At 70.7% G+C, this 20,396-nt stretch carries 19 protein-coding genes and 1 pseudogene; 8 read left to right on the plus strand and 12 right to left on the minus strand.

The window, feature by feature from the left end:
* Positions 1-13: 13 nt before the first annotated feature.
* The 5 genes from AB0H43_RS24210 to cimA all read right to left on the minus strand — a co-directional run bounded on the left by AB0H43_RS24210 (position 14) and on the right by cimA (position 4,675).
* Complete coding sequence (locus tag AB0H43_RS24210) at positions 14-259, minus strand: hypothetical protein (protein WP_360002599.1); 246 nt, start codon at positions 257-259, stop codon at positions 14-16.
* Positions 256-1,809 (minus strand): radical SAM protein, encoded by a 1,554-nt coding sequence (locus tag AB0H43_RS24215; protein ID WP_360002601.1) that lies wholly within the window; start codon positions 1,807-1,809, stop codon positions 256-258. The genes AB0H43_RS24210 and AB0H43_RS24215 overlap by 4 nt, the downstream gene beginning before the upstream one ends.
* Positions 1,806-2,606: a prolipoprotein diacylglyceryl transferase family protein gene (locus AB0H43_RS24220; protein ID WP_360002603.1), complete on the minus strand. Its 801-nt coding sequence runs from the start codon at positions 2,604-2,606 to the stop codon at positions 1,806-1,808. Before AB0H43_RS24220 ends, AB0H43_RS24215 begins: the two co-directional genes overlap by 4 nt.
* On the minus strand, positions 2,606-3,016 hold the full coding sequence (locus tag AB0H43_RS24225) for a hypothetical protein (RefSeq protein ID WP_360002605.1): 411 nt from the start codon (positions 3,014-3,016) through the stop codon (positions 2,606-2,608). The genes AB0H43_RS24220 and AB0H43_RS24225 overlap by 1 nt, the downstream gene beginning before the upstream one ends.
* Positions 3,017-3,103: 87 nt before the next feature.
* Positions 3,104-4,675: a citramalate synthase gene (gene cimA, locus AB0H43_RS24230; RefSeq protein WP_360002607.1), complete on the minus strand. Its 1,572-nt coding sequence runs from the start codon at positions 4,673-4,675 to the stop codon at positions 3,104-3,106.
* 218 nt (positions 4,676-4,893) lie between these two features.
* On the opposite strand from cimA, the gene AB0H43_RS24235 reads away from it, so the two are divergent.
* Positions 4,894-5,640 carry a tyrosine-protein phosphatase gene (locus AB0H43_RS24235; protein WP_360002609.1) on the plus strand — a complete coding sequence of 249 codons (747 nt, stop codon included), beginning with the start codon at positions 4,894-4,896 and terminating at the stop codon, positions 5,638-5,640.
* 29 nt (positions 5,641-5,669) lie between these two features.
* Positions 5,670-6,788, plus strand: a complete 1,119-nt coding sequence (locus AB0H43_RS24240; RefSeq protein WP_360002611.1) for a Vms1/Ankzf1 family peptidyl-tRNA hydrolase — start codon at positions 5,670-5,672, stop codon at positions 6,786-6,788.
* 89 nt (positions 6,789-6,877) lie between these two features.
* On the opposite strand, the pseudogene AB0H43_RS24245 reads toward AB0H43_RS24240, so the two are convergent.
* Together AB0H43_RS24245 and AB0H43_RS24250 are read right to left on the minus strand one after the other, a co-directional pair.
* Positions 6,878-8,493: pseudogene (locus AB0H43_RS24245) on the minus strand (acyl-CoA dehydrogenase family protein).
* A complete protein-coding gene (locus AB0H43_RS24250; RefSeq protein WP_360002613.1) occupies positions 8,490-8,972 on the minus strand; it encodes a helix-turn-helix domain-containing protein in 483 nt (160 codons plus the stop codon). The pseudogene AB0H43_RS24245 and the gene AB0H43_RS24250 overlap by 4 nt, the downstream one beginning before the upstream one ends.
* A 55-nt stretch (positions 8,973-9,027) precedes the next feature.
* Here AB0H43_RS24250 and AB0H43_RS24255 point away from each other — a divergent pair, with 55 nt between their 5' ends.
* Entirely contained in the window at positions 9,028-9,585 is a 558-nt protein-coding gene (locus AB0H43_RS24255) for a PaaI family thioesterase (RefSeq protein ID WP_360002615.1), read from the plus strand.
* Between the two features lie 8 nt (positions 9,586-9,593).
* On the opposite strand, the gene AB0H43_RS24260 is transcribed toward AB0H43_RS24255, so the two are convergent.
* The 3 genes from AB0H43_RS24260 to AB0H43_RS24270 all read right to left on the minus strand — a co-directional run bounded on the left by AB0H43_RS24260 (position 9,594) and on the right by AB0H43_RS24270 (position 12,974).
* The gene (locus AB0H43_RS24260; RefSeq protein WP_360002617.1) at positions 9,594-11,255 is read right to left on the minus strand and encodes an FAD-binding dehydrogenase; all 1,662 of its coding nucleotides are present in this window, start codon (positions 11,253-11,255) and stop codon (positions 9,594-9,596) included.
* Positions 11,252-12,187, minus strand: a complete 936-nt coding sequence (locus AB0H43_RS24265) for an acyl-ACP desaturase (RefSeq protein WP_360002619.1) — start codon at positions 12,185-12,187, stop codon at positions 11,252-11,254. Before AB0H43_RS24265 ends, AB0H43_RS24260 begins: the two co-directional genes overlap by 4 nt.
* 73 nt (positions 12,188-12,260) lie before the next feature.
* Positions 12,261-12,974 (minus strand): lysophospholipid acyltransferase family protein, encoded by a 714-nt coding sequence (locus AB0H43_RS24270; RefSeq protein WP_360002621.1) that lies wholly within the window; start codon positions 12,972-12,974, stop codon positions 12,261-12,263.
* Between the two features lie 61 nt (positions 12,975-13,035).
* Here AB0H43_RS24270 and AB0H43_RS24275 point away from each other — a divergent pair, with 61 nt between their 5' ends.
* From AB0H43_RS24275 to AB0H43_RS24290, 4 genes are read left to right on the plus strand one after another with little or no spacing between them, the layout of a single operon-like run.
* Positions 13,036-14,283 (plus strand): hypothetical protein, encoded by a 1,248-nt coding sequence (locus AB0H43_RS24275; protein ID WP_360002623.1) that lies wholly within the window; start codon positions 13,036-13,038, stop codon positions 14,281-14,283.
* A 10-nt stretch (positions 14,284-14,293) separates the two neighbouring features.
* Complete coding sequence (locus AB0H43_RS24280) at positions 14,294-14,770, plus strand: GNAT family N-acetyltransferase (protein ID WP_360002626.1); 477 nt, start codon at positions 14,294-14,296, stop codon at positions 14,768-14,770.
* A 31-nt stretch (positions 14,771-14,801) separates the two neighbouring features.
* Positions 14,802-15,992: a pyridoxal phosphate-dependent aminotransferase gene (locus AB0H43_RS24285; RefSeq protein WP_360002628.1), complete on the plus strand. Its 1,191-nt coding sequence runs from the start codon at positions 14,802-14,804 to the stop codon at positions 15,990-15,992.
* A gap of 2 nt (positions 15,993-15,994) precedes the next feature.
* Entirely contained in the window at positions 15,995-16,792 is a 798-nt protein-coding gene (locus tag AB0H43_RS24290; RefSeq protein ID WP_360003140.1) for a carbon-nitrogen hydrolase family protein, read from the plus strand.
* Positions 16,793-16,916: 124 nt separating this feature from the next.
* Here AB0H43_RS24290 and AB0H43_RS24295 read toward each other — a convergent pair whose 3' ends face one another.
* Together AB0H43_RS24295 and AB0H43_RS24300 are read right to left on the minus strand one after the other, a co-directional pair.
* Positions 16,917-18,455, minus strand: a complete 1,539-nt coding sequence (locus tag AB0H43_RS24295) for a long-chain fatty acid--CoA ligase (protein WP_360002630.1) — start codon at positions 18,453-18,455, stop codon at positions 16,917-16,919.
* A gap of 16 nt (positions 18,456-18,471) precedes the next feature.
* Positions 18,472-19,620 carry an acyl-CoA dehydrogenase family protein gene (locus tag AB0H43_RS24300; protein WP_360002632.1) on the minus strand — a complete coding sequence of 383 codons (1,149 nt, stop codon included), beginning with the start codon at positions 19,618-19,620 and terminating at the stop codon, positions 18,472-18,474.
* Positions 19,621-19,703: 83 nt separating this feature from the next.
* Here AB0H43_RS24300 and AB0H43_RS24305 point away from each other — a divergent pair, with 83 nt between their 5' ends.
* Complete coding sequence (locus AB0H43_RS24305; protein ID WP_360002634.1) at positions 19,704-20,351, plus strand: TetR/AcrR family transcriptional regulator C-terminal domain-containing protein; 648 nt, start codon at positions 19,704-19,706, stop codon at positions 20,349-20,351.
* The last annotated feature ends 45 nt before the right edge of the window (positions 20,352-20,396 follow it).

Raw genomic sequence — 20,396 nt, forward strand, 5'->3', positions numbered from 1 at the left:
ACGCTCGCCCCGGCTAGAGCACCCACCAGACGATGCCGCCGAGCCCCGCCAGCGTCAGCACCCCGAGGTAGGTCAGCACGAGCCGCGTGTCCCGCAGGAAGCACTTCGACCGCGTGAGTCCCGCCCGCCGCGCCCGCCAATATCCCGCGAACCCGATCCCGGCGAAGATCACCAGCGCGACCGGGCCGAGCAGCCAGCCCAGGAGCGCGATCGTCGCGTAGATGCACAGTCGCAGTGGGTCGTAAGGCTGCTGGTTCACGAGATCACCGGCAGCATCGCGCGCGGCAACCGCTGCGCCGACAACGCCGGCCAGGCCTGGACCGCGCAGAACGGTGCGCACTGGTCGGCTCCGGCCGAGGAGCGGGTGGCGACGTGGACGCAGCATTGCGTCAGGCGTTCCTCGATCATCGTGTTGATGTCCATGAACGGCTTGATCGTGATCCGCTTGACCCGCTCGGCGAGCAGCTTGCGCAGCCGGTCCTTGCCGCCCGGCAGCGCCGTCGAGGCCAGCGTGAGCAGCGTCGAGATGCCCAGGTCGCAGTTCTCGCAGATGTCCTTCCACAGGTCGCCGACCCGCGGGTGGGACAGCGACGACTGCTCCGAGAGCAGGTCCAGCAGCGACTGCTTCACCACGCCCCGCATGACCGCCGGCAGCTCGGTGTCCGCGATCCGGTTCGCCACCAGGTCCGGCGACAGCTCCAGGAACGCCTTCAGCCGCTCGTGCCCGATCAAAGCGGTCAGCGACCGCCACTCACTCGAATCGTCTTTGAGCAGGTATCCGACGGAACAGCAATGCGGGTGCGAGCACGGCAGTGCGGTCAGATCGCGCCACGTGACCAGTCCGCCGGTCTGCGGCTCCAATCTGGCGAGTACGCCGGTGTGCGTCAACCGGTCCTGCGAGTCGATCGGCGCCGAGCGGCCCGAACCGAACTGGGGCTGAATGGAGACGCCGCCGATGTACGGCGTGTCCAGCGCCCGCTTGACGACCGCGCCGATCTCGTCGTCGTTGACGCCGAGGGCGCACGTCATCGTCAGTGTGGTGAAGATGCCGGCCGCCGACAGCGCGTCGATCGCCTGTTCCTTGAGCCGGGTGAGGTCCGCCCCGCGATGGTGGCGGCTCGTGGCCGCCGAGGGACCGTCGTACTGCAGGTAGACCTCGACCCGTTCGCGATGCTTGGCCAGCAGCGCGACCAGCTCCGGCTCGCGGGCGATCTTCACGCCGTTGGTGTTGATCAGGATGCGGGTGACCGGCCGGGCGATCAGTTCGGCGAGCAGCTCTTCGAGCTGGGGGTAGAGGGTCGGCTCGCCGCCCGACAGCATCAGCACGTCGATGCGGTTGTTCTCCCGGGACAGCCGTGTATCCACACTCGACAGAACGTCGGCCAGCGGGACGACCCCACTGATCTGCGGCGACGAGTCCGCAAAGCAGGTGGGGCACTTGAGGTTGCAGTGATCGGTCAGATCGGCCAGCAGGATGCAGGTGTGCTGGGTCTGCATTTCCGGCAACCCGTCCAGGTACGCCGACGGCACCGGCGCGAAGTTGCCGGCCAAGTCCGGGACGTGGGCCTTCGTGGGGGCGGTCCACTCCTCCAGGTAGCTGAGGATCTCGGGGTTCTCGTCGTAGAGCGTTCGCACGAGGCCGTGCTCCGGGCAGCCACGCTCCAGCCAGATCCGCCCGTCCCGTTCGGCCAGCCAGCCCGACAGCCGCCGGACCTGGGCCAGTTCCGGATCGGTCGCGTGGCAGTGCGGGCAGAAGGCGTTGACATACCGGTGAATCCGGTCGCCCCGCAGTTGCATCCCGACGGTCATGCGGAGACTCCATCCTGAAGGGCTCGGGGGGCGAGGGCGAAGCCGCCCCGGCGGGTACGGCGTACGGCGGCCCAGACGGCGAGCGGAGAGCAGGCCAGCAGGAACCATTGCGGCCGGGTCAGGCCCAGCGCGACGACTTCGTTGCCGCGGACGAACTCCACGGCGAACCGGAAGGCGGCGTACGCCAGCAGGTAGCCCGCGAACAACGCGCCGGGCTGGGCGAACCGGTCCCGGCTGCGGACGAGCACCACGAAGGCGGCGAGCTGAAAGACGATCTCGTACGCGAACGACGGGTGCATCGGCACTCCGGCGACCGCACGTGGGATGGACGCCGCCTCGGCGGCGGTGAGCGTGACGCCCCAGGAGCCGCCGGTCGGCGTACCGGGGAGTTCGGTGAGCAGGCAGCCGATCCGGCCGATCGCCATGGCCAGCGCCACCGGGGCGGCGAAGAGGTCTCCGGTGCTCACCTTCAGTTTGGTGATCCGCTTGGCGATCAGCGCTCCGGCGTACGCCCCGACGAGGCCGGACAGAATGCTCCGGCTGCCGTAGAGCCACTGCTCGGCGAGGCCTGCGTTGTCGCCGGGCGCCAAGTGCTGGGCCCAGGTGCCGAGGCGGGACAGCAGCGCCCCGCCGGTGAGCGCCCCGGCGATGACGCCCCAGATCCGCTCGTCGATCGGGTCTCGCCCGCGTAACTGCCAGAGGAACCAGCTGAGGGCGGCTGTCACGCCGAGCCCGACGAAGAAGTCGTGGGTCGGTACGCCGAACGGCCCGAGGTGGAACAGGACGGGGTGCAGCATCAGAACGACGAACTGCCCAGCATCGGGCCGAAGCAGGCGCCCGCCATGACCAGTACGCCGATGGCCGAGCCGATCAGGAAGCCGACGCCGAACGGGCGGGTGTTCGGCACCGCCGTCAGCACGATCCCGGTGACGATCTGGACCGGCCCGACGAGCACCAGCCCGGCCGCCATCACGAGCATCAGACCGATCCAGCGATCCGACCCGGTGCCGGAGGCGGTCAGCGCGATCACGATGCCCACCGCCACGATGAGCAGCGGGATGCCGAGGCCGACGACGGCGCCGACGATGCCGAGTCGCATGCGGCGCTTGCGGTCCACCGGGTCCACGAACGCGTTCGGAGCGACCGGGCGCATCGGCGGTACGCCGAACTCAGGCCGGATCGGCGGTTCCGGGGGTGGCTGCGTCATGGCGACTCCGATGAATCCGGGCGGACCGGGGACTGACGTCACGATAGACGGTCGCCGCCCCCGGCCCGTTCCACCACTCGGTCGGGGTCAGGCCGGTACCCGGACGAGGCCGTAGGCCAAGGCGTCGACGAGCGCCCGCCAGCTCGCCTCGACCACGTTCTCGTGTACGCCCACAGTGGTCCAGTCGCCGCCACGGGAGTCCACCGTCTCCACGAGGACCCGGGTGATCGCACCCGTGCCGTGCGAGCCTTCGAGGATGCGCACCTTGTAGTCGGCCAGTTCCAGGGTCGCCAGCGACGCGTAGTGCCGCGTCAGGGCCTGCCGCAACGCCTCGTCCAAGGCGTTGACCGGGCCGTTGCCCTCGGCGGTGGCGATGACCCGTTCGCCCTTCACGCGTACCTTCACCGTGGCCTCGGAGACGACGGCGCCGTCCTCGCGGTGCTCCACGATGACCCGGTAGGACTCGAGGGTGAACGGGGCGGCGGCGCCGCCGAGGGCGTCCCGGACGAGCAGCTCGAAGCTCGCGTCGGCGGCCTCGTAGGACCAGCCCGCCGCCTCCCGCTGCTTGACCTCCTCCGTGACCTTGGTCGCGACGTCCGGCCGCCCGGCCAGATCGAGCCCGAGCTCCTTGCTCTTCAGCTCGATGCTGGCCCGGCCGGCCATCTCGGTGACCAGGATCTTCATATCGTTGCCGACCACGGCCGGGTCTATGTGGTTGTAGAGGGCCGGGTCGTGCTTGATCGCGCTCGCGTGCAACCCCGCCTTGTGGGCGAAGGCCGCGCTCCCCGTGTACGCCTGGTGGGTGTCGGGTGCGATGTTGGCGATCTCGGCGATGGCGTGCGAGACGCGCACCATCTGTTCCAGGCAGCCGTCCGGTAGGACGGGCATGCCCAGCTTCAACTGGAGGTTGGCGACGCAGGCGAACAGGTCGGCGTTGCCGGGCCGTTCGCCGTAGCCGTTGGCGGTGCCCTGGAAGTGGCGTACGCCCGCCTCCACCGCGGCGACCGTGTTGGCCACCGCGCACGAGGTGTCGTTCTGGGTGTGGATGCCGAGCCGCTCCGGGCTCACGCCGAGCCGGGCGCAGACCTCGCCGACGGCCCGGGTGACCTGGGAGGGCAGCATCCCGCCGTTGGTGTCGCACATGACGGCGATCTCGGCGCCGGCGTCGAGCCCGGCCTTGACCACGCTGGCGGTGTAGTCGGGGTCGTGCCGGAACCCGTCGAAGAAGTGCTCGCAGTCGAGGAAGACACGGCGCCCGTTGGCCACGAAGTACGCGACGCTGTCGGCCACCATCGCGAGGTTCTCCTCCGGCGTCGTACGCAGTGCGCGCAGCACGTGCCGGAGGTCGGACTTGGCGACGAGGGCGACCGCCGGGGTCTGCGCGTCGATCAGGCCTTTGATGAGGGCGTCGTCCTCGACGTGGATCCCGGCCTTGCGGGTCATTCCGAAGGCGACAAGGATCGCGTGCCGGAACTCCAGCTCCTCGCGCGCCCGCCGGAAGAACTCGACGTCCTTGGGCATCGCGCCGGGCCAGCCGCCCTCGATGAAGCCCACGCCGAACTCGTCCAGGAGCTTGGCGACCGCCAGCTTGTCGGCGACCGAGTATGTGAGGCCCTCCCGCTGTGCGCCGTCGCGCAGCGTCGTGTCGTATACCTGCATCCGCGCCTTCTTCCCACAAAACAAAACGACCCCCCGCGGATGCGGGAGGTCTGCGCGCCGGCCTGCGAAAACGGCCTGCGCGCTAGTCGCCAATAATGAGGGCGAACTGCGTCACGAGCGTGACTATGCCACTACGCGCCAAGAAGTGGAAACACCGTCTCGGCATGTGGGCGAAACTGGCTGCCGGAATGTCGCACCCGCCCGCTAGTCTCGGGGGCGTGACGATCGAGGCGACCGGCAGTTTCATCCCCTTCCAGGCCGTCTTCAACTTCCGGGAGGTGGGCGGCCTGCCCGCCGCCGACGGCAGCCGCGTGCGCGCCAGGGCGCTGTATCGCTCGGACACGCTGTCCCGGCTCTGTGACGCCGATCGGGAGACCTTCGCCGAGCTGGGCGTGGGCGCAGTGATCGATCTCCGGCGGCACGAGGAGGTCACGGCGGGCGGGCGCGCGCCGGAGTGGGCCGCGCCGGCGTACCACCACCGGCACCTCGACCACCCCTATTGGCGGGCCGAGGACTACGACCCCGAGCGCGGCGTCGCCCGGTTCCTCGCCGACCGTTACGCCGAGCTGATCAAGCACGGGGCGGCCGACATCGCGGGGGTGATCTCCCTGGTGGCTCAGGCCGACACTGGGGCACCGGTCGTCCACTGCGTCGCCGGCAAGGACCGCACCGGCACCGTGATCGCCATGATCCTGGCTCTCCTCGGAGTCGACCAGGAGACCGTCGCCCACGAGTACGCGCTCACCGAGCTGGCCGACCCGGCCTACGTGGCCTGGGCGAACGTGCACGTGCCGGGGTTCGCCGAGAAGCCGCCGGTCCCCTATTACGTGTCGACGCCGCCCGAGGCGATGCTGTTGACGTTGCGTGAGCTGGAGGTGGCATACGGGTCGGTCGAAGCGCTGCTCACCGCCGCCGGGCTGACCGCCGACGACCTCGCGCGGCTGCGTACCAAGCTGCTCGAATAGACCGGCTGGACCAGGGTACTCGGCCGGGTATGAACCTCCGATTCCTGAGGCCGCTGTACGACACGCCGGGCCCGTGGGCCACCGTCTACCTGGACGACTCGCTCGACACCGAACGCGGGCGGTCGGAGGTGGGGCTGCGCTGGCGCGCACTCCGGGAGGCGCTGCGTCGTCAGGGTGCGGCCGAGCCCACAGTGGCCGCCATCGAGGAGGCCGTACGCGACACGACGCCCGAGAACGGGCAGCACGGACTGGCCGTCTTCGCTCATGATCCCGAGCTGGTGCACACCGAGACGATGGCGGCCCCGCCGCCGGCCGACAGCGCCGAGTACGGCGTCCTGCCCCATGTCGCGCCGCTGCTGGCCCAGCGCGGTCAGCGGATCAACTGGCTCCGCGTCGTGGTGGACCGCACCGGCGGGACCATCGAGTCGGCCGACAGCAGCAGCATCGACGTCTCGGGCAGCGAGACTTTTCCGATCCGGAAGATCGCCCCGGGCGGCTGGGCGAATCCCCGGTTCCAGCGCGAGGCCGAGGTCACCTGGCAGCGCAACGCGAAGGACGTCGCGGAGGAGCTGACCGGGCTCGCCGACACCATGGGCCCCGAGGTGATCATCGTGGCGGGCGACGTCCAGGCACGGCGACTCCTCGTCGAGCAGCTCCCCGTACGCTGGCAGAGCAAGACCGTCCTGACCGACGCCGGCTCCCGGGCGCCGGGCGCCGACCCGGAAGCGCTGGACGACGTCACGACCCAGGTCGTCGCACAGACCGCCCAGCAGCACGCCGATGAGGTTCTGGACCGCCTCCGCAGCGATCACGGCGAAGAGGCCGCCATCGGCATCGCGCCGGTCGTGACGGCGTTCAACCGGGGCCAGGTGGAGACGCTGCTCCTCGACCCCATCGGGCTCGCCGGGACGATGCTCTGGCTCGATCCGGCCAGCGGGCAACTGGCCGGCGACCAGGCGGAGCTGCCGGACGGCGGCCCGTCGGCGCAGCGGGTGCTCGCGGAGGACGCCCTGATCCGGGCGGCCGCCACCACCGACGCCGACCTGCTCATGGTCACCGCGGCCGGGACGGACGGCAGCCCGCTCGAGCTACGCGACGGAGTCGGCGCGGTGCTGCGGTACAGCGATCCGGCCACTCCTCACGAGTGACTTGCGCCCTGCGGGGGCGTGATCATTGCGTCAGCCATGCTGTTTGAACGGGCAATTCGCCTCGTGAAACAGCGTGGGTGACGCAATGATCACGCGAGCGGGATCCGTGCGAGGATGCCGTCGACGTCCACACCGGACGGAAGAGTCCCGAAGGCCAGCCCGCCCTCGCCGCTCAGCCGGGCGGCGCAGAACCCGTCGGCGACCGCGGCGGGGGCGTACCGGACGAGCAGCGCGCCTTGCAGGACCAGGGCGGCCCGTTCGGCGAGGTGCCGAGCGGTCGCCTCGGACGGCGCGGTGAGGAGCTTCGACACCGATGCCCAGGCATCGTCCAAAGCTGAGTAGACGCCGAGGGCCGGCGACACTTCGGCCGCCAACGCGGAAGCGGTCGACGGAGACGTCCGCAGCGCGCGCAGCACATCCAAGGCGGTGACGTTGCCCGAGCCTTCCCAGATCCCGTTGAGCGGCGCCTCCCGGTAGAGCCGGGGCATCCCGGAGTCTTCGACATATCCGTTGCCGCCCAGGCATTCCAGCGCCTCGGCGACCATCACCGGCTGCCGCTTGCAGATCCAGTACTTGGCCAGCGTGGTCGCGATCCGCTGGAAGTCCGCCTCGCCGGAGTCGCCGCGCGACGCACGGTCGACCGCGCCCGCGACCCGCATCATCAACGTCGTCGCGGCCTCCGACTCCAGGGCCAGGTCGGCGAGGACCGATCGCATCAGCGGCTTGTCGATCAGCAGCCCGCCGAACGCCGACCGATGCCGAGTGTGGTGCACCGCCTGCATCAGGGCGGCCCGCATCCCGGCGGCCGAGCCGAGACCGCAGTCGAGCCGGGTCATCGTCACCATCTCGATGATGGTGCGTACGCCGCGCCCCTCCGGACCGACCAGCCAGGCGACGGTGCCGTCGAACTCCGGCTCGCTGCTTGCGTTGCTGCGATTGCCGAGTTTGTCCTTCAGCCGCTGGATGCGGAACGTGTTGCGCGATCCGTCGGGCAGCACCCGGGGCACGAGGAAGCAGGACAGCCCGCCCGGCGCCTGGGCCAGCACGAGGAACAGGTCGTTCATCGGCGCGCTGGTGAACCACTTGTGCCCGGTCAGCCGCCAGGTCCCGTCGGGCTCGGCGACGGCGGTCGTCGTGTTGGCGCGTACGTCGGATCCGCCCTGCTTCTCCGTCATCCCCATTCCGGCCAGCAGTCCGGCCTTCTCCGTGGGCACGCGCAGGCCCGGGTCGTAGACCCGCGATGTCAGCAGCGGCTCGTAGGCCGCGGCCAGGTCGGGCTGCGCGCGTAGGGCGGGGATCACGGCGTAGGTCATCGAGATCGGGCAGATGTGCCCCTGCTCGACGGTGCCCCAGACGAGCATGTCCGCCGCTCGCGCGACGTGCGCGCCCGGTCGCGGATCGGCCCACGGCGCACCCGCGAGCCCGTGCTCCACCGCCACGCGCATCAGCGAATGCCAGGCCGGATGGAACTCCACCTCGTCGATCCGGTGCCGTACCGATCGTGGGTGCGCAGCACCGGCGAGTACCGGTTCGCCTCGTTCGCCCAGCGCTGCGCCTCTTCGCTCCCGGCCCGGCGGCCCAGCGCGTGCAGGTCGTCGCGATGCCACTCCGCGCCCTCGCGTACCAGACCTTCGAGCAGAGCGGGGTCCGCGGCCGCGTCGTGGCCGATCAGCGGCGGGGCCTGGTTGAAAACCTCGTGCGTCATGCCCGCTCCCGGAAGGGGCGGGCGCCAGGTCCGGGGCGGGTCGCGGCCTCGCGCGGCGACTTCAGCACGTGTCCCTCCGAGCAGACGAGTTGTACGCCGACAGTCCCGCCGCAGTCGCGATGAGCGACCGTCACGGGTGAGCCGTCGGGGTCGGCCAGGTAGCGGTCGCCCCATTCCCAGACGGCGACGAGGACCGGATAGAGATCGAAGCCCTTCTCGGTGAGGCGGTACTCGTGGCGCAGCCGCTCGCCGGGCTCGCGGTAGGGCTCGCGACGTAGGATCCCCTGCTCGACGAGGGTCGTGAGCCGGTTGGTGAGCACCTGCCGGGGAATGTCGGTGTGCCGCCGCATGTCCTCGAACCGCCGTACGCCGTTGAAGACCTCCCGCAGCACCACGAACGTCCAGCGTTCGCCGAGGATCGCCATGGCGCGCCCGACCGTGCAGTTCTCCACGGACCAGTCCAGCGCAGCAGGCCTCATGTGACCCAACCTAAGTCTTCTTGACAGACTCAGCAAGCGTTGCCAGGCTGAGGCTATGAAACTGGCCGCCGGCTCTTCGTCCTCACTCTCGGCTCGAGCGTTCAAGCCGGCGGAGACCGAGACTCAGCAGCGCACGCGCACGTTCGAGTGGGACGACCCCGGCGTGTACGCCACCGCCCCGGCCGGGCTGACCGGGTTGGAGCTGCTCCAGCTCATGGTCGCGGGCGAACTGCCCCCGCCGCCGATCATGCGGCTGCTGGACATGCAGGACTTCACCGCCGAGTTCGGTCGCGTCGTCGTGACCATGAAGGCCCAGGAGTTCCACTACAACCCACTCGGCACGGTGCACGGCGGAGTGATCTCGACGCTGCTCGACACCGGTGCGGGGTGTGCCGTCCACTCGACGCTGCCGGCCGGGATCGGCTACACGAGCATGGACCTCACCGTGAAGTACCTGCGCCCGGTGACGGTGGAGTCCGGGCTGGTCACCTGCGAGGGCACGGTCCTCTCGCAGGGACGGCGGACGGCGCTGGCCCAGGCCACGTTGACCGACGAGGCCGGTCGGCTCGTCGCCCACGCGACCTCGTCCTGCCTCCTCTTCCCGGTCGGCTGACCCCCGGGTCAGCGGACGGCGGCGGCTGCGGCGCGACCGGCCACCCGGCCGGAGAAGAGGCAGCCGCCGAGGAACGTGCCCTCCAGCGACCGGTAGCCGTGCATGCCACCGCCGCCGAAGCCGGCGGTCTCGCCGGCCGCGTACAGGCCGGGCAGGGGTTCGCCGTCGGCGCGGAGCACCCGGCCGGACAAGTCCGTCTCCAGTCCGCCCAGCGTCTTGCGGGTCAGGATGGTGAGGCGTACGGCGATCAGCGGGCCAGCCTTCGGATCCAGCAGCCGGTGCGGCGTGGCCACCCGGACGAGCTTGTCGCCCCGGTACGCCCGCGCCCCCCGAATCGCGGTGACCTGCAAGTCCTTGGCGAACGGGTTCAGGATCTCCCGGTCGCGCGCGACGACCTGGCGCTCGATGTCGGCGTACGCCAACGCCGGGCCGCCGACCTCGGCGGCGAGGGCGTTCATCTGCTCGACGAGGGCCGGCAGCCGATCGGCGACGGCGAAGTCGGCGCCGTGCTTCTTGAACGCCTCGACCGGTCCGGGCGCGCCCGGGAGCACGCGCTGCAACACCTGCTTGACGCTCTTGCCGGTGAGATCCGGGTTCTGCTCCGAGCCGGAGAGGGCGAACTCCTTCTCGATGATCTTCTGCGTCAGGACGAACCAGGTGTACTCGTGCCCGGTCCGCATGATGTGCTCCAGCGTCCCGAGCGTGTCGAAGCCCGGGAACAACGGGACCGGCAGCCGGTGACCGGTCGCGTCGAGCCAGAGCGACGACGGGCCGGGCAGGATGCGGATGCCGTGCTGCGGCCAGATCGGCGACCAGTTCGCGATGCCCTCGGTGTAGTGCCACATCCGGTCACGGTTGATCAGGTTCGCCCCGGCGTCCTCGGCGATCCCGAGCATCCGTCCGTCCACATGGGCCGGTACGCCGGACAGCATCCGCTTCGGCGGCGTACCGAGGCGGGCCGGCCAGTTCTGCCGGACGAGGTCGTGATTGCCGCCGATCCCACCGGACGTGACGATCACCGCCTGAGCGGTGAACGCGAAGTCGCCGGTGACCTCCCGCGAACTCGACTCGCCCCGGGCCGCGTCACTCGGCGCGAGGATGCTTCCGCGTACGCCGTCGATCGTGCCGTCGGTGCTGGTCAGCTCGTCGACCCGATGCCGGAAGCCGATCCGGACCAGACCGCGGCGCTGCGCCTCGCGTACGCGGCGGACGAAGGGTTCGAGCACGCCCGGCCCGGTCCCCCAGGTGACATGGAACCGGGGTACGGAGTTGCCGTGCCCGTCGGCGAGATAGCCACCCCGCTCGGCCCAGCCGACGACGGGGAACCACCGTACGCCCTGCGCATGGAGCCAGGACCGCTTCTCCCCGGCCGCGAAGTCGACGTACGCCTCGGCCCACCGGCGCGGCCAGTGGTCCTCCTCGCGGTCGAAGCCGGCGCTGCCGAGCCAGTCCTGCAGGGCGAGCTGAGCCGAGTCGCGGATGCCCATCCGGCGCTGTTCCGGCGAGTTCACCAGGAACAGCCCGCCGAACGACCAGAACGCCTGCCCGCCCAGGGACGCCTCGGGCTCCTGGTCGAGCAGGATCACGCGGCGGCCTGCGGCGGCGAGTTCGGCGGTGGCGACGAGGCCGGCGAGCCCGGCCCCGACCACGATCACGTCAGCGTCGGTCACGCGCGGGACTTTACTCGGGCGAGGGCCGCCTCCCGCTTCGCCTCGAACCGGCTCGCCGCCGTGTCCAGCCCGGTCATGAACTCGACGAGCTCCTCGCGGGCCTTCTCGCCTTCGCCGGAGAACCCCTCGCGGTCGAGGACGCGCAGCTGCCGCAGCACCGGCGTGACCACCTCGTCGTGGTGGATCCGCAGGTCGTAGATCCCGGCCATGGCGATCTGGACCGACTTGCGGCCGAAGTTCTCGATGGTGTGGCCGGGCATCTGGAAGTCCTTGACCACGTCGCAGACCGCGCGCATGGTCGCGTCGGGGGCCAGCTCGAAGGCGGCGCTCAGCAGATTCCGGTAGAAGAGCATGTGCAGGTTCTCGTCCGCGGCCACCTTCGCGAGCAGCTGGTCGCAGATCGGGTCGCCGCTGACCTTGCCGGTGTTGCGGTGCGCGACCCGAGTGGCGAGCTCCTGGAAGGAGACGTACGCGAGCGAGGACAGCACGCCGTCGTTGCCGTTGGTGAAGCCGCCCGCCATGTGCTGCATCCGAGCCCGCTCCAGAGCGACCGGGTCGACCGCGCGCGTGGTGACGAGGTAGTCCCGGATGGCGATGCCGTGCCGGCCCTCCTCGGCGGTCCACCGATGCACCCAGGTGCCCCACGCGCCGTCGCGGCCGAACGTCGTCGCGATCTCGTGGTGGTAGCTGGGCAGGTTGTCCTCGGTCAGCAGGTTCACGATCAACGACGTACGCGCGACCTCGGGCAGCCGGGACTGCTCCGGATCCCAGGCCTGGCCGCCCAGGACGCCGTCGAAGTCGCTGCCCTCGCTCCACGGCACGTACTCGTGCGGGAACCACTCCTTGGCCGTGGCCAGATGCCGGTTGAGATTGGTCTCGACCGTCGGCTCCAGCTCCCGCAGCAGGGTCAGGGTGTCGGGCGAAGCAGTCACGCGGGGCTCCCTCAAATCAGGCTACGGTTGCGTAGGTTACGCCACCGTAGCCTGTTCCGCTGAGAGGTCGCTGTCAGGGCACCTCTTCCGGCAGGGGTGCACCCCCGCCCAGGTGAGCGGGCAGCCACCAGTCGTCGCCCGGCCCGTCCGGCTTCTCCGGGTACTCGGTCTGCGCCCGGTCGAGCAGTTCGGCCATCCGCGCGCGCAGTGCGGCGGTGATCTCGTCGGACTTGTCCCGGCGGGCCGGCCGCATCGGCTCGCCGATGAGCACGCTGATCGGCAGGTTCCGCTTGGTGAGGTTGCGTGGGCGGCCCTTGGTCCACATCCGCTGCGTACCCCACAACGCCATCGGGATGAGCGGGACGTCGGCCGCGGCGGCGAGGCGTACCGCGCCGTTCTTGATCTCCTTCACGGTGAACGACTGGCTGATCGTCGCCTCCGGGAAGATGCCGACGACCTCGCCGGCCTTGAGCGCGGCCAGCGCCGCCTTGTAGGAACCGATCCCGGCGTCGCGGTCGACCGGAATGTGCTTCATGCCGCGCATGAGCGGGCCGCCGACGGGATGGGCGAAGATCTCCTGCTTGGCCATGAAGCGGACGAGCCGCTTCGACGGCCGCGCGCCGAAGCCGCAGAAGATGAAATCCAGGTAACTGATGTGGTTGCAGGCGATCACCGCGCCGCCAGTACGCGGAACGTGCTCACCGCCCTCGACCCGCACCCGCATGTCCAGCAGGGTGAACATGGTCCGAGCCAGCGCGATCACGGGGGGATAGACGAGTTCCGGCATCCGGCCAGGTTAAACCCTCGCCCGGTCGCTTTCTCGGGCAAGGCACGGCACAATGCCCGGCATGCCGACGGAGAGCGAGGCGCAGGCGGCGCAACGGCGTGCCCTGCTGGCACCGGTGGCCCGCCTGTGCCTGGAGGCGGGCGTGCCGGTGCGGATGGGTCGCCTGGAACGGCCGGGCGAGGCTTCGGTGGTGGCGCTGACGTGCGCCGCACCCGACGGGACCTGGGACGCGGCGCTCACTGTCGTACGGGCGCGCCCGGTGCCCGACGACTACCGCGACTGGAACGGCCGCTGGGGTCGCGATCCACGCGAGGGCTACGACCTCAGCACGACGGGCACGCTGGTCTTCGAGTTCCAGGTCACCGAGGAGGATGACGGATCAGGCGGGCACGGCCCGCGGCCGACGGTCGTCTTCGAGCTGCTCGACGGCGACCGTGCGGCCGCCGACGCCCTCATCCTCTGGTGGCGGCGGCCGTCGCTCTTCCACACCACGCCGCCCGGTCCGCACCCCCAGGCGGAGCAGCGGCGCGAGCGGGCCGCGGCGGATCGGCTCAAGACCCGGCAAGCTCCACCGGTACGCCGGACGCCGCTCCCGGCAGCGGCGGAGCCGGCCGCCGCCCGGCTCGACGCGAGCGCCCTGAGCGGCAACTTTCCTCGGGCCCAGGACGGCCGCTTCCACCGCTCGGCGGTGGTCGCGCTGATCCCGATCGGCGATACGCCGTCCCATCGACGGGGGCCTTGGCTGACCGCCCGCCGCAGCGCCGACGGGCTGACCGTCACCGTCGAGGACCTCATCGGCGGCAATCAGGAGCACCGCTGGGATCTCACCCCGTGGCTGTGGAGCCGGGCGTACGCCCGCACCAGCCGCCGGGATCGCTGGCAGGTGTCCCGGGCCGACCGCGTACGGCCGATCCTGGCCGCGTTGCGTGCCGGGGATGTGCCGTCGGCCCTGCGGCTCGCCGACGTCGGCGCGGACGAGCAGGTGACCCGGTTGCTCTCCGGAGCCCCGACGCGCACCTTCCGAGCCGAGTACACCGAACGCTGGGTCACCCGGCTCTACGAGCAGTTGGCGGGTTCGGCGCCCTGGCGGTTCGCTCATGCGTACCGGGTGTGGCAGGCGGAGGCCGATCGGGCCCGGTCGGACCGGCCGGTGACGCTGTTCGGGCTCAAGGGGCTCAACCAGGCCCGCAAGCCGAAGATCGCGCTGACGATCTCCGGCGACCAGCCGATGCTGCGGCTGGTGTTCACGGCCGGCAATCTCGTGCTGCCCCGCTCGCTGTGGACGCTGCCGGCCGACTTCCCCGAGTAGCGTTCCCCCTATGGCGATCTCCGTACGACCCGGTCGTCCCGCCGAGGCGGTCGGCCTGACCGAGCTGATCCTGCGGTCCAAGGCGCATTGGGGCTATGACGAGGCGTTCCTGGCGCAGTGCCGGCCTGCCCTCACGCTGCACGAGGACAAGGTCGAGGCGCACCGGACGCTGGTCGCCGAGCTGGACGGCAGAGTCGCCGGGGTGGTGACCGTGACCGGTGAGCCGCCCGAGGGCGAGATCGATCTGCTTTTCATCGATCCCTGGGCGATCGGTCACGGCGTCGGCCGAGTCCTGCTCGACGAGGCGACGGCGGCGGCGGCCGTCGAGGGCTTCGAGTCCCTGCTGATCGAGTCCGACCCCCAGGCGGAGCCGTTCTACCTGCGGATGGGCGCCGTCCGCATCGGCGAACAGATCTCGCCGGCAACCGGGCGCGCGCTGCCACTGCTGCGACTGGCTGCCCGCACTCCTGGCGGCTCGCCCAAGTGACTCCCCGGCGCTCTGCCCCGATACTGGAGCAATGACCTTCCAGGTACGCACGGCGCTGCGGGGCATCGGGACGACCATCTTCTCCGAGATGACGGCGCTCGCCCAGCGCACCGGGGCGGTCAACCTCGGGCAGGGGTTCCCCGACACCGACGGCCCGGCCGGGATGCTGGCCGCCGCGCAGCAGGCGATCGCGGGCGGACTCAACCAGTATCCGCCGGTCGACGGGCTGCCCATGCTTAAAGAGGCCATCGTCCAGGCCCGGCAGGCCCGCTACGGGATGGCGTACGACCCGGCGACCGAGGTCGTGATGACCGCCGGTGCGACCGAGGCGATCGCGGCGACACTGCTCGCGCTGTGCGAACCCGGCGACGAAGTGGTGCTCTTCGAGCCCTACTACGACAGCTACCTGGCCAACGTCGCCATGGCCGGGGCGACACATCGGGCCGTTCCGCTGCGCCCGACCGAAGACGGCTTTGCCTTCGACCCGGATGACCTGCGACGTGCGGTCTCTGGGCGTACCAGAATGATCGTCTTGAACAGCCCGCACAATCCCACGGGCAAGGTGTTCACGCGCGCGGAGCTGGAGCTGATCGCGCAGGTCTGCGTGGAGCGGGACTTGATCGCGGTGACCGACGAGGTCTACGAATACCTGACTTACGACGGCCTGGAGCACGTGCCGCTGGCGAGCCTGCCGGGGATGCGCGAGCGGACGGTGACGATCTCGTCGGCGGGCAAGACGTTCAGCTGCACCGGCTGGAAGATCGGCTGGGCGCTGGGGCCGGCTGAGCTGGTCGGCGCGGTACGCAAGGCGAAGCAGTTCATGACCTTCGCCAGCGGTACGCCGTTCCAGGCGGCCGTCGCGCACGCGCTGACGCACGAGCTGGACTGGGTCGCCGAGCTGGCCAAGAGCCTCCAGGAACGCCGCGACCTGCTGCAGGCGGGCTTGACCGCCGCCGGAGTACGCACCTATCCGGCGCAGGGGACCTACTTCCTCCAAGCCGACGCCGCCTCCTGGGGGTACGCCGACGGCGCCGCCCTCTGCCGGGACCTCGCCGAGCGCGGCGGCGTGGTGGCGATCCCGACGCAGGTGTTCTACGACGATCCGGCGAGCGGGCAGGGCCTGGTCCGGTTCGCCTTCTGCAAGCGTCCCGAGGTCTTGTCCTCGGCCGTTTCCAGGCTTGCGGCCTTCCGCCCGGCTTTCGGTTCCTCGGAGGTGAAGTGACGATGCGCGTAGCCGTCTGTCAGCTCAACGCCCGCGCCGACCGCGCGGCGAACCTGAAGATCGCCGCCGAACTGCTCGAACAGGCGGCCGCCGGCGGGGCCGACCTGGCGGTGCTGCCCGAGTACACCGACTACCTGGGCCCGGCCGCCGGGCTGCCGCAGCCGGAACCGGCCGACGGGGAGTACGCCCAGCACTTCGCCGACCTCGCTCAGCGCCTGAACCTGTGGGTGCTCGCCGGGTCGTTCCACGAGATCGGCCCGGACCTGCAGCACACCTACAACACGTCGCTGTTGTTCGACCGGTCTGGCGCGCTCGCGGCGGCATACCGGAAGATCCATCTCTACGACGTCGAGATCCCCGGCCGGGTGTCCTATCAGGAATCCGCGTCGGTGGCGCCCGGCGGCCAGACCGTCGTCGTCCCGGTCGAGGGCGTCCGCGTCGGCCTGTCGATCTGCTACGACCTGCGCTTTCCGGAGCTGTACCGGCGACTGGCCGCCGACGGCGAGGCCCAGGTGCTCCTGGTCCCCGCGGCGTTCATGGCGCACACCGGCCGGGACCACTGGGAGGTGCTGCTGCGGGCGCGTGCGATCGAGAACCAGTGCTACGTCGTGGCCGCCGGGCAGATCGGCGACCACGAACCCGGGCGCACCTGCTACGGGCGCAGCATGGTGGTCGACCCCTGGGGCACCGTGGTCGCTCAGGCGCCCGACGTCGTCGGAGTGACCTTCGCCGACCTCGACCTCGACCGGCTGGCCGCCATCCGGCTGGAGCTGCCGAGCCTCGCCAACCGCCGCCTCTAACGCCTGCGCGCTCGCGCCGCTCCGACGCCGCTGGCGCATGATCATTGCGTCAGCCATGCTGTTTAAACGGGCGAATCGCCGCGCGAAACAGCATGGCTGGCGCAATGATCACGAAAGGCCCTGGCTACAGGGTGCCGTCGAGGAGTTGGCGCCGGATCTCGCGCTTGAGCACCTTGAGGCTCGGGCCCATCGGCAGCTCGGTCGCGAGCCGCACCCGCCGGGGGTACTTGTGCTTGCCGAGCTGCTCCCGCGACCAGGCGAGCAGTTCCTCCTCCGTGACCGCCGCACCGGGGGCGGCCACGACGACCGCCACGACCTCCTCCCCCAGCGCGTCGTCCGGTACGCCGACCACGGCGACCTGCGCGACGGCGGGGTGCCGGGCCAGGACTTCCTCGACCTCGCGCGGGTAGACGTTGAAGCCGCCCCGGATGATCAGGTCCTTCTTCCGGTCGACCACGCGGATGAAGCCTTCGGCGTCCTTCGTGCCGAGGTCGCCGCTGCGGAACCAGCCGTCGACCACGGCCTGCTCGGTCTCCTCGGGCTTGCCGAGGTAGCCCGCGAAGACGTTGTGACCGCGGATGACGATCTCGCCCAGTTCGCCGGTGGGCAGCAACTCGATCCGGTCGTCGACCTCGGCTCGGGCGATCTCCACCTCGACGCCCCAGATCGGGTGGCCGATCGTGCCGGCACGCGTACCGAAGTGGGGCTGGTTCGTCGTCGCCGTCGGGGAGGTCTCGCTCAACCCGTACCCCTCGTAGATGGTGGTCTGGAAGACCTCCGTGAACTTCTCCAGCACCGCCACCGGCAGCGAAGCGCCGCCGGACACGGCGATCCGCAGCTCGGGCAGCCGTTCGCGGCCGGCCGCCGCCTCCAGCAGCCCGATGTACATCGTCGGCACACCGTGGAACACGGTCACGTTCTCGGCCAGCATCAGGTCGATCGCGGCCGCGCCGCTGAACCGGGCCAGCAGCACGAGGGTCGCGCCGAGCCGGAAGGTGCCGTTCATGCCGACGGTCTGCCCGTAGGTGTGGAACAGCGGCAGGCAGCCGAGGACCACGTCGGTCGGCCGGGCGTCGTTGGCGTCGAAGACGTTGACGGTCGCGTTCATCACCAGGTTGAGGTGTGTCAGCAGGGCGCCCTTGGGCGATCCGGTCGTGCCGCTCGTGTAGAAGACGACCGCCACGTCCTCGGCCTGCCGCGAGACGAAGGTGGGCAGCGGCTCGGCGTCCAGCTCCTCCAGCCGCCTCGGCGCGTCCTCCTTCGCGGAGGCCGGCCCCACCGTCACCACCGGCACGCCCGCGGCCCAGGCGGCCTCCGCGGCCACGCCCAGCAACGCGGTGTGACAGACGAGCAGGTCCGCGCCACTGTCTTTCAGCACATACGCCATCTCCTGCGCGTTCAGCAGCAGATGTACCGGGACGACCACGGCGCCGGCCGCGAGCACGCCGTAGTACGCCCGGGGAAAGTCCACTGTGTTCGGTACGGCGACCGCGACGGTCTTGTCCGGGCCGATGCCGAGATCGCGCAGGGCGGCGGCGTACCCGAGCGCCTCCCGCCACAGCTGGGAGTAGGTGACCCGGTGCGGGCCGTCGACGACGGCGACCTTGTCCGGGTAGCGGCGGGCCGCCTCGGCGAGGACGCTCGCCAGCGAAAGGGACGTCATGGGGTGGGCCTTTCCTTCAGAACGCGCTGACCCCGGTCAGCGCCCGGCCGATGATGAGGTGCTGGATCTGGCTCGTGCCCTCGTAGAGGGTGGTGACCCGGGCGTCGCGCAGATACTTCGCGACCGGGTATTCGTCGATGTAGCCGTAGCCGCCGAAGACCTGCAGGGCGTGGTTGGCGGCCCGCACGGCGGCCTCGCTGGCGAACAGTTTCGCGGCCGAGGCCTCGGTCTCGAACGGCTCACCCCGGTCGATCAGGTCGGCGACCCGCCAGACGAGCAGCCGGGCCGCGTCGGCGTCGATCGAGATCTGCGCCAGCAGCTGCTGGACGAGCTGGTGGCCGGCGATCGGCCGGCCGAACTGGTGACGGTCGCGGGCGTACGCGACGGCCGCGTCCAGGCAGCCTTTGGCGATCCCGACACACCCCGCGCCCAGCGACATCCGGCCTTTGGCCAGGGCCGCCATGGCGATCGCGAAGCCCTTGCCCTCGTCGCCCAGGCGGGCCGCGTCCGGGACGCGTACGCCGTCGAAGGTCAGCTCGGCGGTGGCCTGGCCGCGCAGGCCGAGTTTGCCGTGGATCTCCCGCCGGGCGAAGCCGGGCAGGCCGGTCTCGACGAGGAACGCGGTGATGCCCTTGCGACCGGGCTCGCCGGTCCGGGCGAAGACCAGGGCGACGTCGGCCCACGTGCCGTTGGTGATGAACGTCTTGCCGCCGGTCAGCACCCAGTCGCCGCCGTCGCGTACCGCCCGGGTGCTCAGCGATCCGGCGTCCGAGCCGGTGTCCGGTTCGGTCAGCCCGAAGCAGCCGATCGCCTCGCCGGAGCAGAGCCGGGGCAGCCATTGCGCCTTCTGCTCCGCCGTCCCGTACGCGTCGATCGTCTTCGCGACGAGGCCGAGCGACACGGACACGATGCCCCGCACCGACGAGTCGCCCCGCCCCAGCTCCTCCATGACCAGGCAGTACGCCAGATGGTCGCCGCCCGATCCGCCGTGCTCCTCGCCGATCGTGAGCCCGAGGAAGCCGAGTTTGCCCAGTTCGCCGACGATCGCGAGGTCGACGGCCTCGCGGCGATCCCAGTCGCGCGCGTTCGGAATGATCTCGCGGTCGACGAAGCGGGCGGCGAGGTCCCGGAGATCGACGTGGTCCGCGGTGAGCCGGAAGTCCATGACGCTAAACTAGCGCTGGAAGTTTTACGCCGTCCAGACCCCGGCCCGATACAGTTCAGGCAACGGATCACGGGAGGACGTCCATGGCCAGGCCCCGCACGGCACTGCTGAGCCGGGAACGCATCGTGGCCACCGCGCTGGCGATCGTCGACGCGGAGGGGCTCGACGCGCTCTCCACTCGCCGTCTCGCGACCGAGCTGGGCGTACGCGGACCGTCGCTCTACAACCATTTCCCCACCAAGGACGAGATCCTCGACGCGGCGGCCGACGCCGTGATCGAGCAGGTCGACACGTCCTTCTTCGGGCGGTACGACTGGCGGATCGCGCTGCGGCTGTGGGGCAAGTCGTATCGGGACGCCCTCGCGGCGCATCCCAACATCGTTCCGTTCCTCGCGCAGGGCCCCGGTCGCCGACCGGCCGCACTGGCCATGGCCGACGCGGTGTACGGCGGCCTCGTCGACGCCGGGTGGCCGCATGCACGGGCGACCCACATCGGCGCGCTCATGCGCTATCTGGTGGCCGGTTCCGCGCTCGGCTCGTTCGCCCGCGGCTTCGTGGAGGACCCGGAGTTCTACGACGGCCGTTATCCGCACCTCAGCCAGGCGCACCTGCTCGCCGAACACCAGAAGAGCGTGGACGAGGGCGCCTTCGCGCTGGGGCTGGACGCGCTGCTCACCGGGCTGAGCGCCGAATACGAGCGGATCATCGGCCCGCTGCCGCCCCTACCCTGACACCCGCCTCCTCGCCGCCTCAGCCACCTTCGACGACGCTCGATC

Origin of the sequence: Hamadaea sp. NPDC050747 (assembly GCF_040654195.1) — a bacterium.
GTDB lineage: Bacteria > Actinomycetota > Actinomycetes > Mycobacteriales > Micromonosporaceae > Hamadaea.

Coding starts and splice junctions, on each gene's coding strand:
- AB0H43_RS24215 (WP_360002601.1), bottom strand. CDS start 1,809: ATGACCGTCGGGATGCAACTGCGGGGCGACCGGATTCACCGGTATGTC.
- AB0H43_RS24220 (WP_360002603.1), bottom strand. CDS start 2,606: ATGCTGCACCCCGTCCTGTTCCACCTCGGGCCGTTCGGCGTACCGACC.
- AB0H43_RS24225 (WP_360002605.1), bottom strand. CDS start 3,016: ATGACGCAGCCACCCCCGGAACCGCCGATCCGGCCTGAGTTCGGCGTA.
- cimA (WP_360002607.1), bottom strand. CDS start 4,675: ATGCAGGTATACGACACGACGCTGCGCGACGGCGCACAGCGGGAGGGC.
- AB0H43_RS24240 (WP_360002611.1), top strand. CDS start 5,670: ATGAACCTCCGATTCCTGAGGCCGCTGTACGACACGCCGGGCCCGTGG.
- AB0H43_RS24250 (WP_360002613.1), bottom strand. CDS start 8,972: ATGAGGCCTGCTGCGCTGGACTGGTCCGTGGAGAACTGCACGGTCGGG.
- AB0H43_RS24255 (WP_360002615.1), top strand. CDS start 9,028: ATGAAACTGGCCGCCGGCTCTTCGTCCTCACTCTCGGCTCGAGCGTTC.
- AB0H43_RS24270 (WP_360002621.1), bottom strand. CDS start 12,974: ATGCCGGAACTCGTCTATCCCCCCGTGATCGCGCTGGCTCGGACCATG.
- AB0H43_RS24275 (WP_360002623.1), top strand. CDS start 13,036: ATGCCGACGGAGAGCGAGGCGCAGGCGGCGCAACGGCGTGCCCTGCTG.
- AB0H43_RS24280 (WP_360002626.1), top strand. CDS start 14,294: ATGGCGATCTCCGTACGACCCGGTCGTCCCGCCGAGGCGGTCGGCCTG.
- AB0H43_RS24285 (WP_360002628.1), top strand. CDS start 14,802: ATGACCTTCCAGGTACGCACGGCGCTGCGGGGCATCGGGACGACCATC.
- AB0H43_RS24290 (WP_360003140.1), top strand. CDS start 15,995: ATGCGCGTAGCCGTCTGTCAGCTCAACGCCCGCGCCGACCGCGCGGCG.
- AB0H43_RS24295 (WP_360002630.1), bottom strand. CDS start 18,455: ATGACGTCCCTTTCGCTGGCGAGCGTCCTCGCCGAGGCGGCCCGCCGC.
- AB0H43_RS24300 (WP_360002632.1), bottom strand. CDS start 19,620: ATGGACTTCCGGCTCACCGCGGACCACGTCGATCTCCGGGACCTCGCC.
- AB0H43_RS24305 (WP_360002634.1), top strand. CDS start 19,704: ATGGCCAGGCCCCGCACGGCACTGCTGAGCCGGGAACGCATCGTGGCC.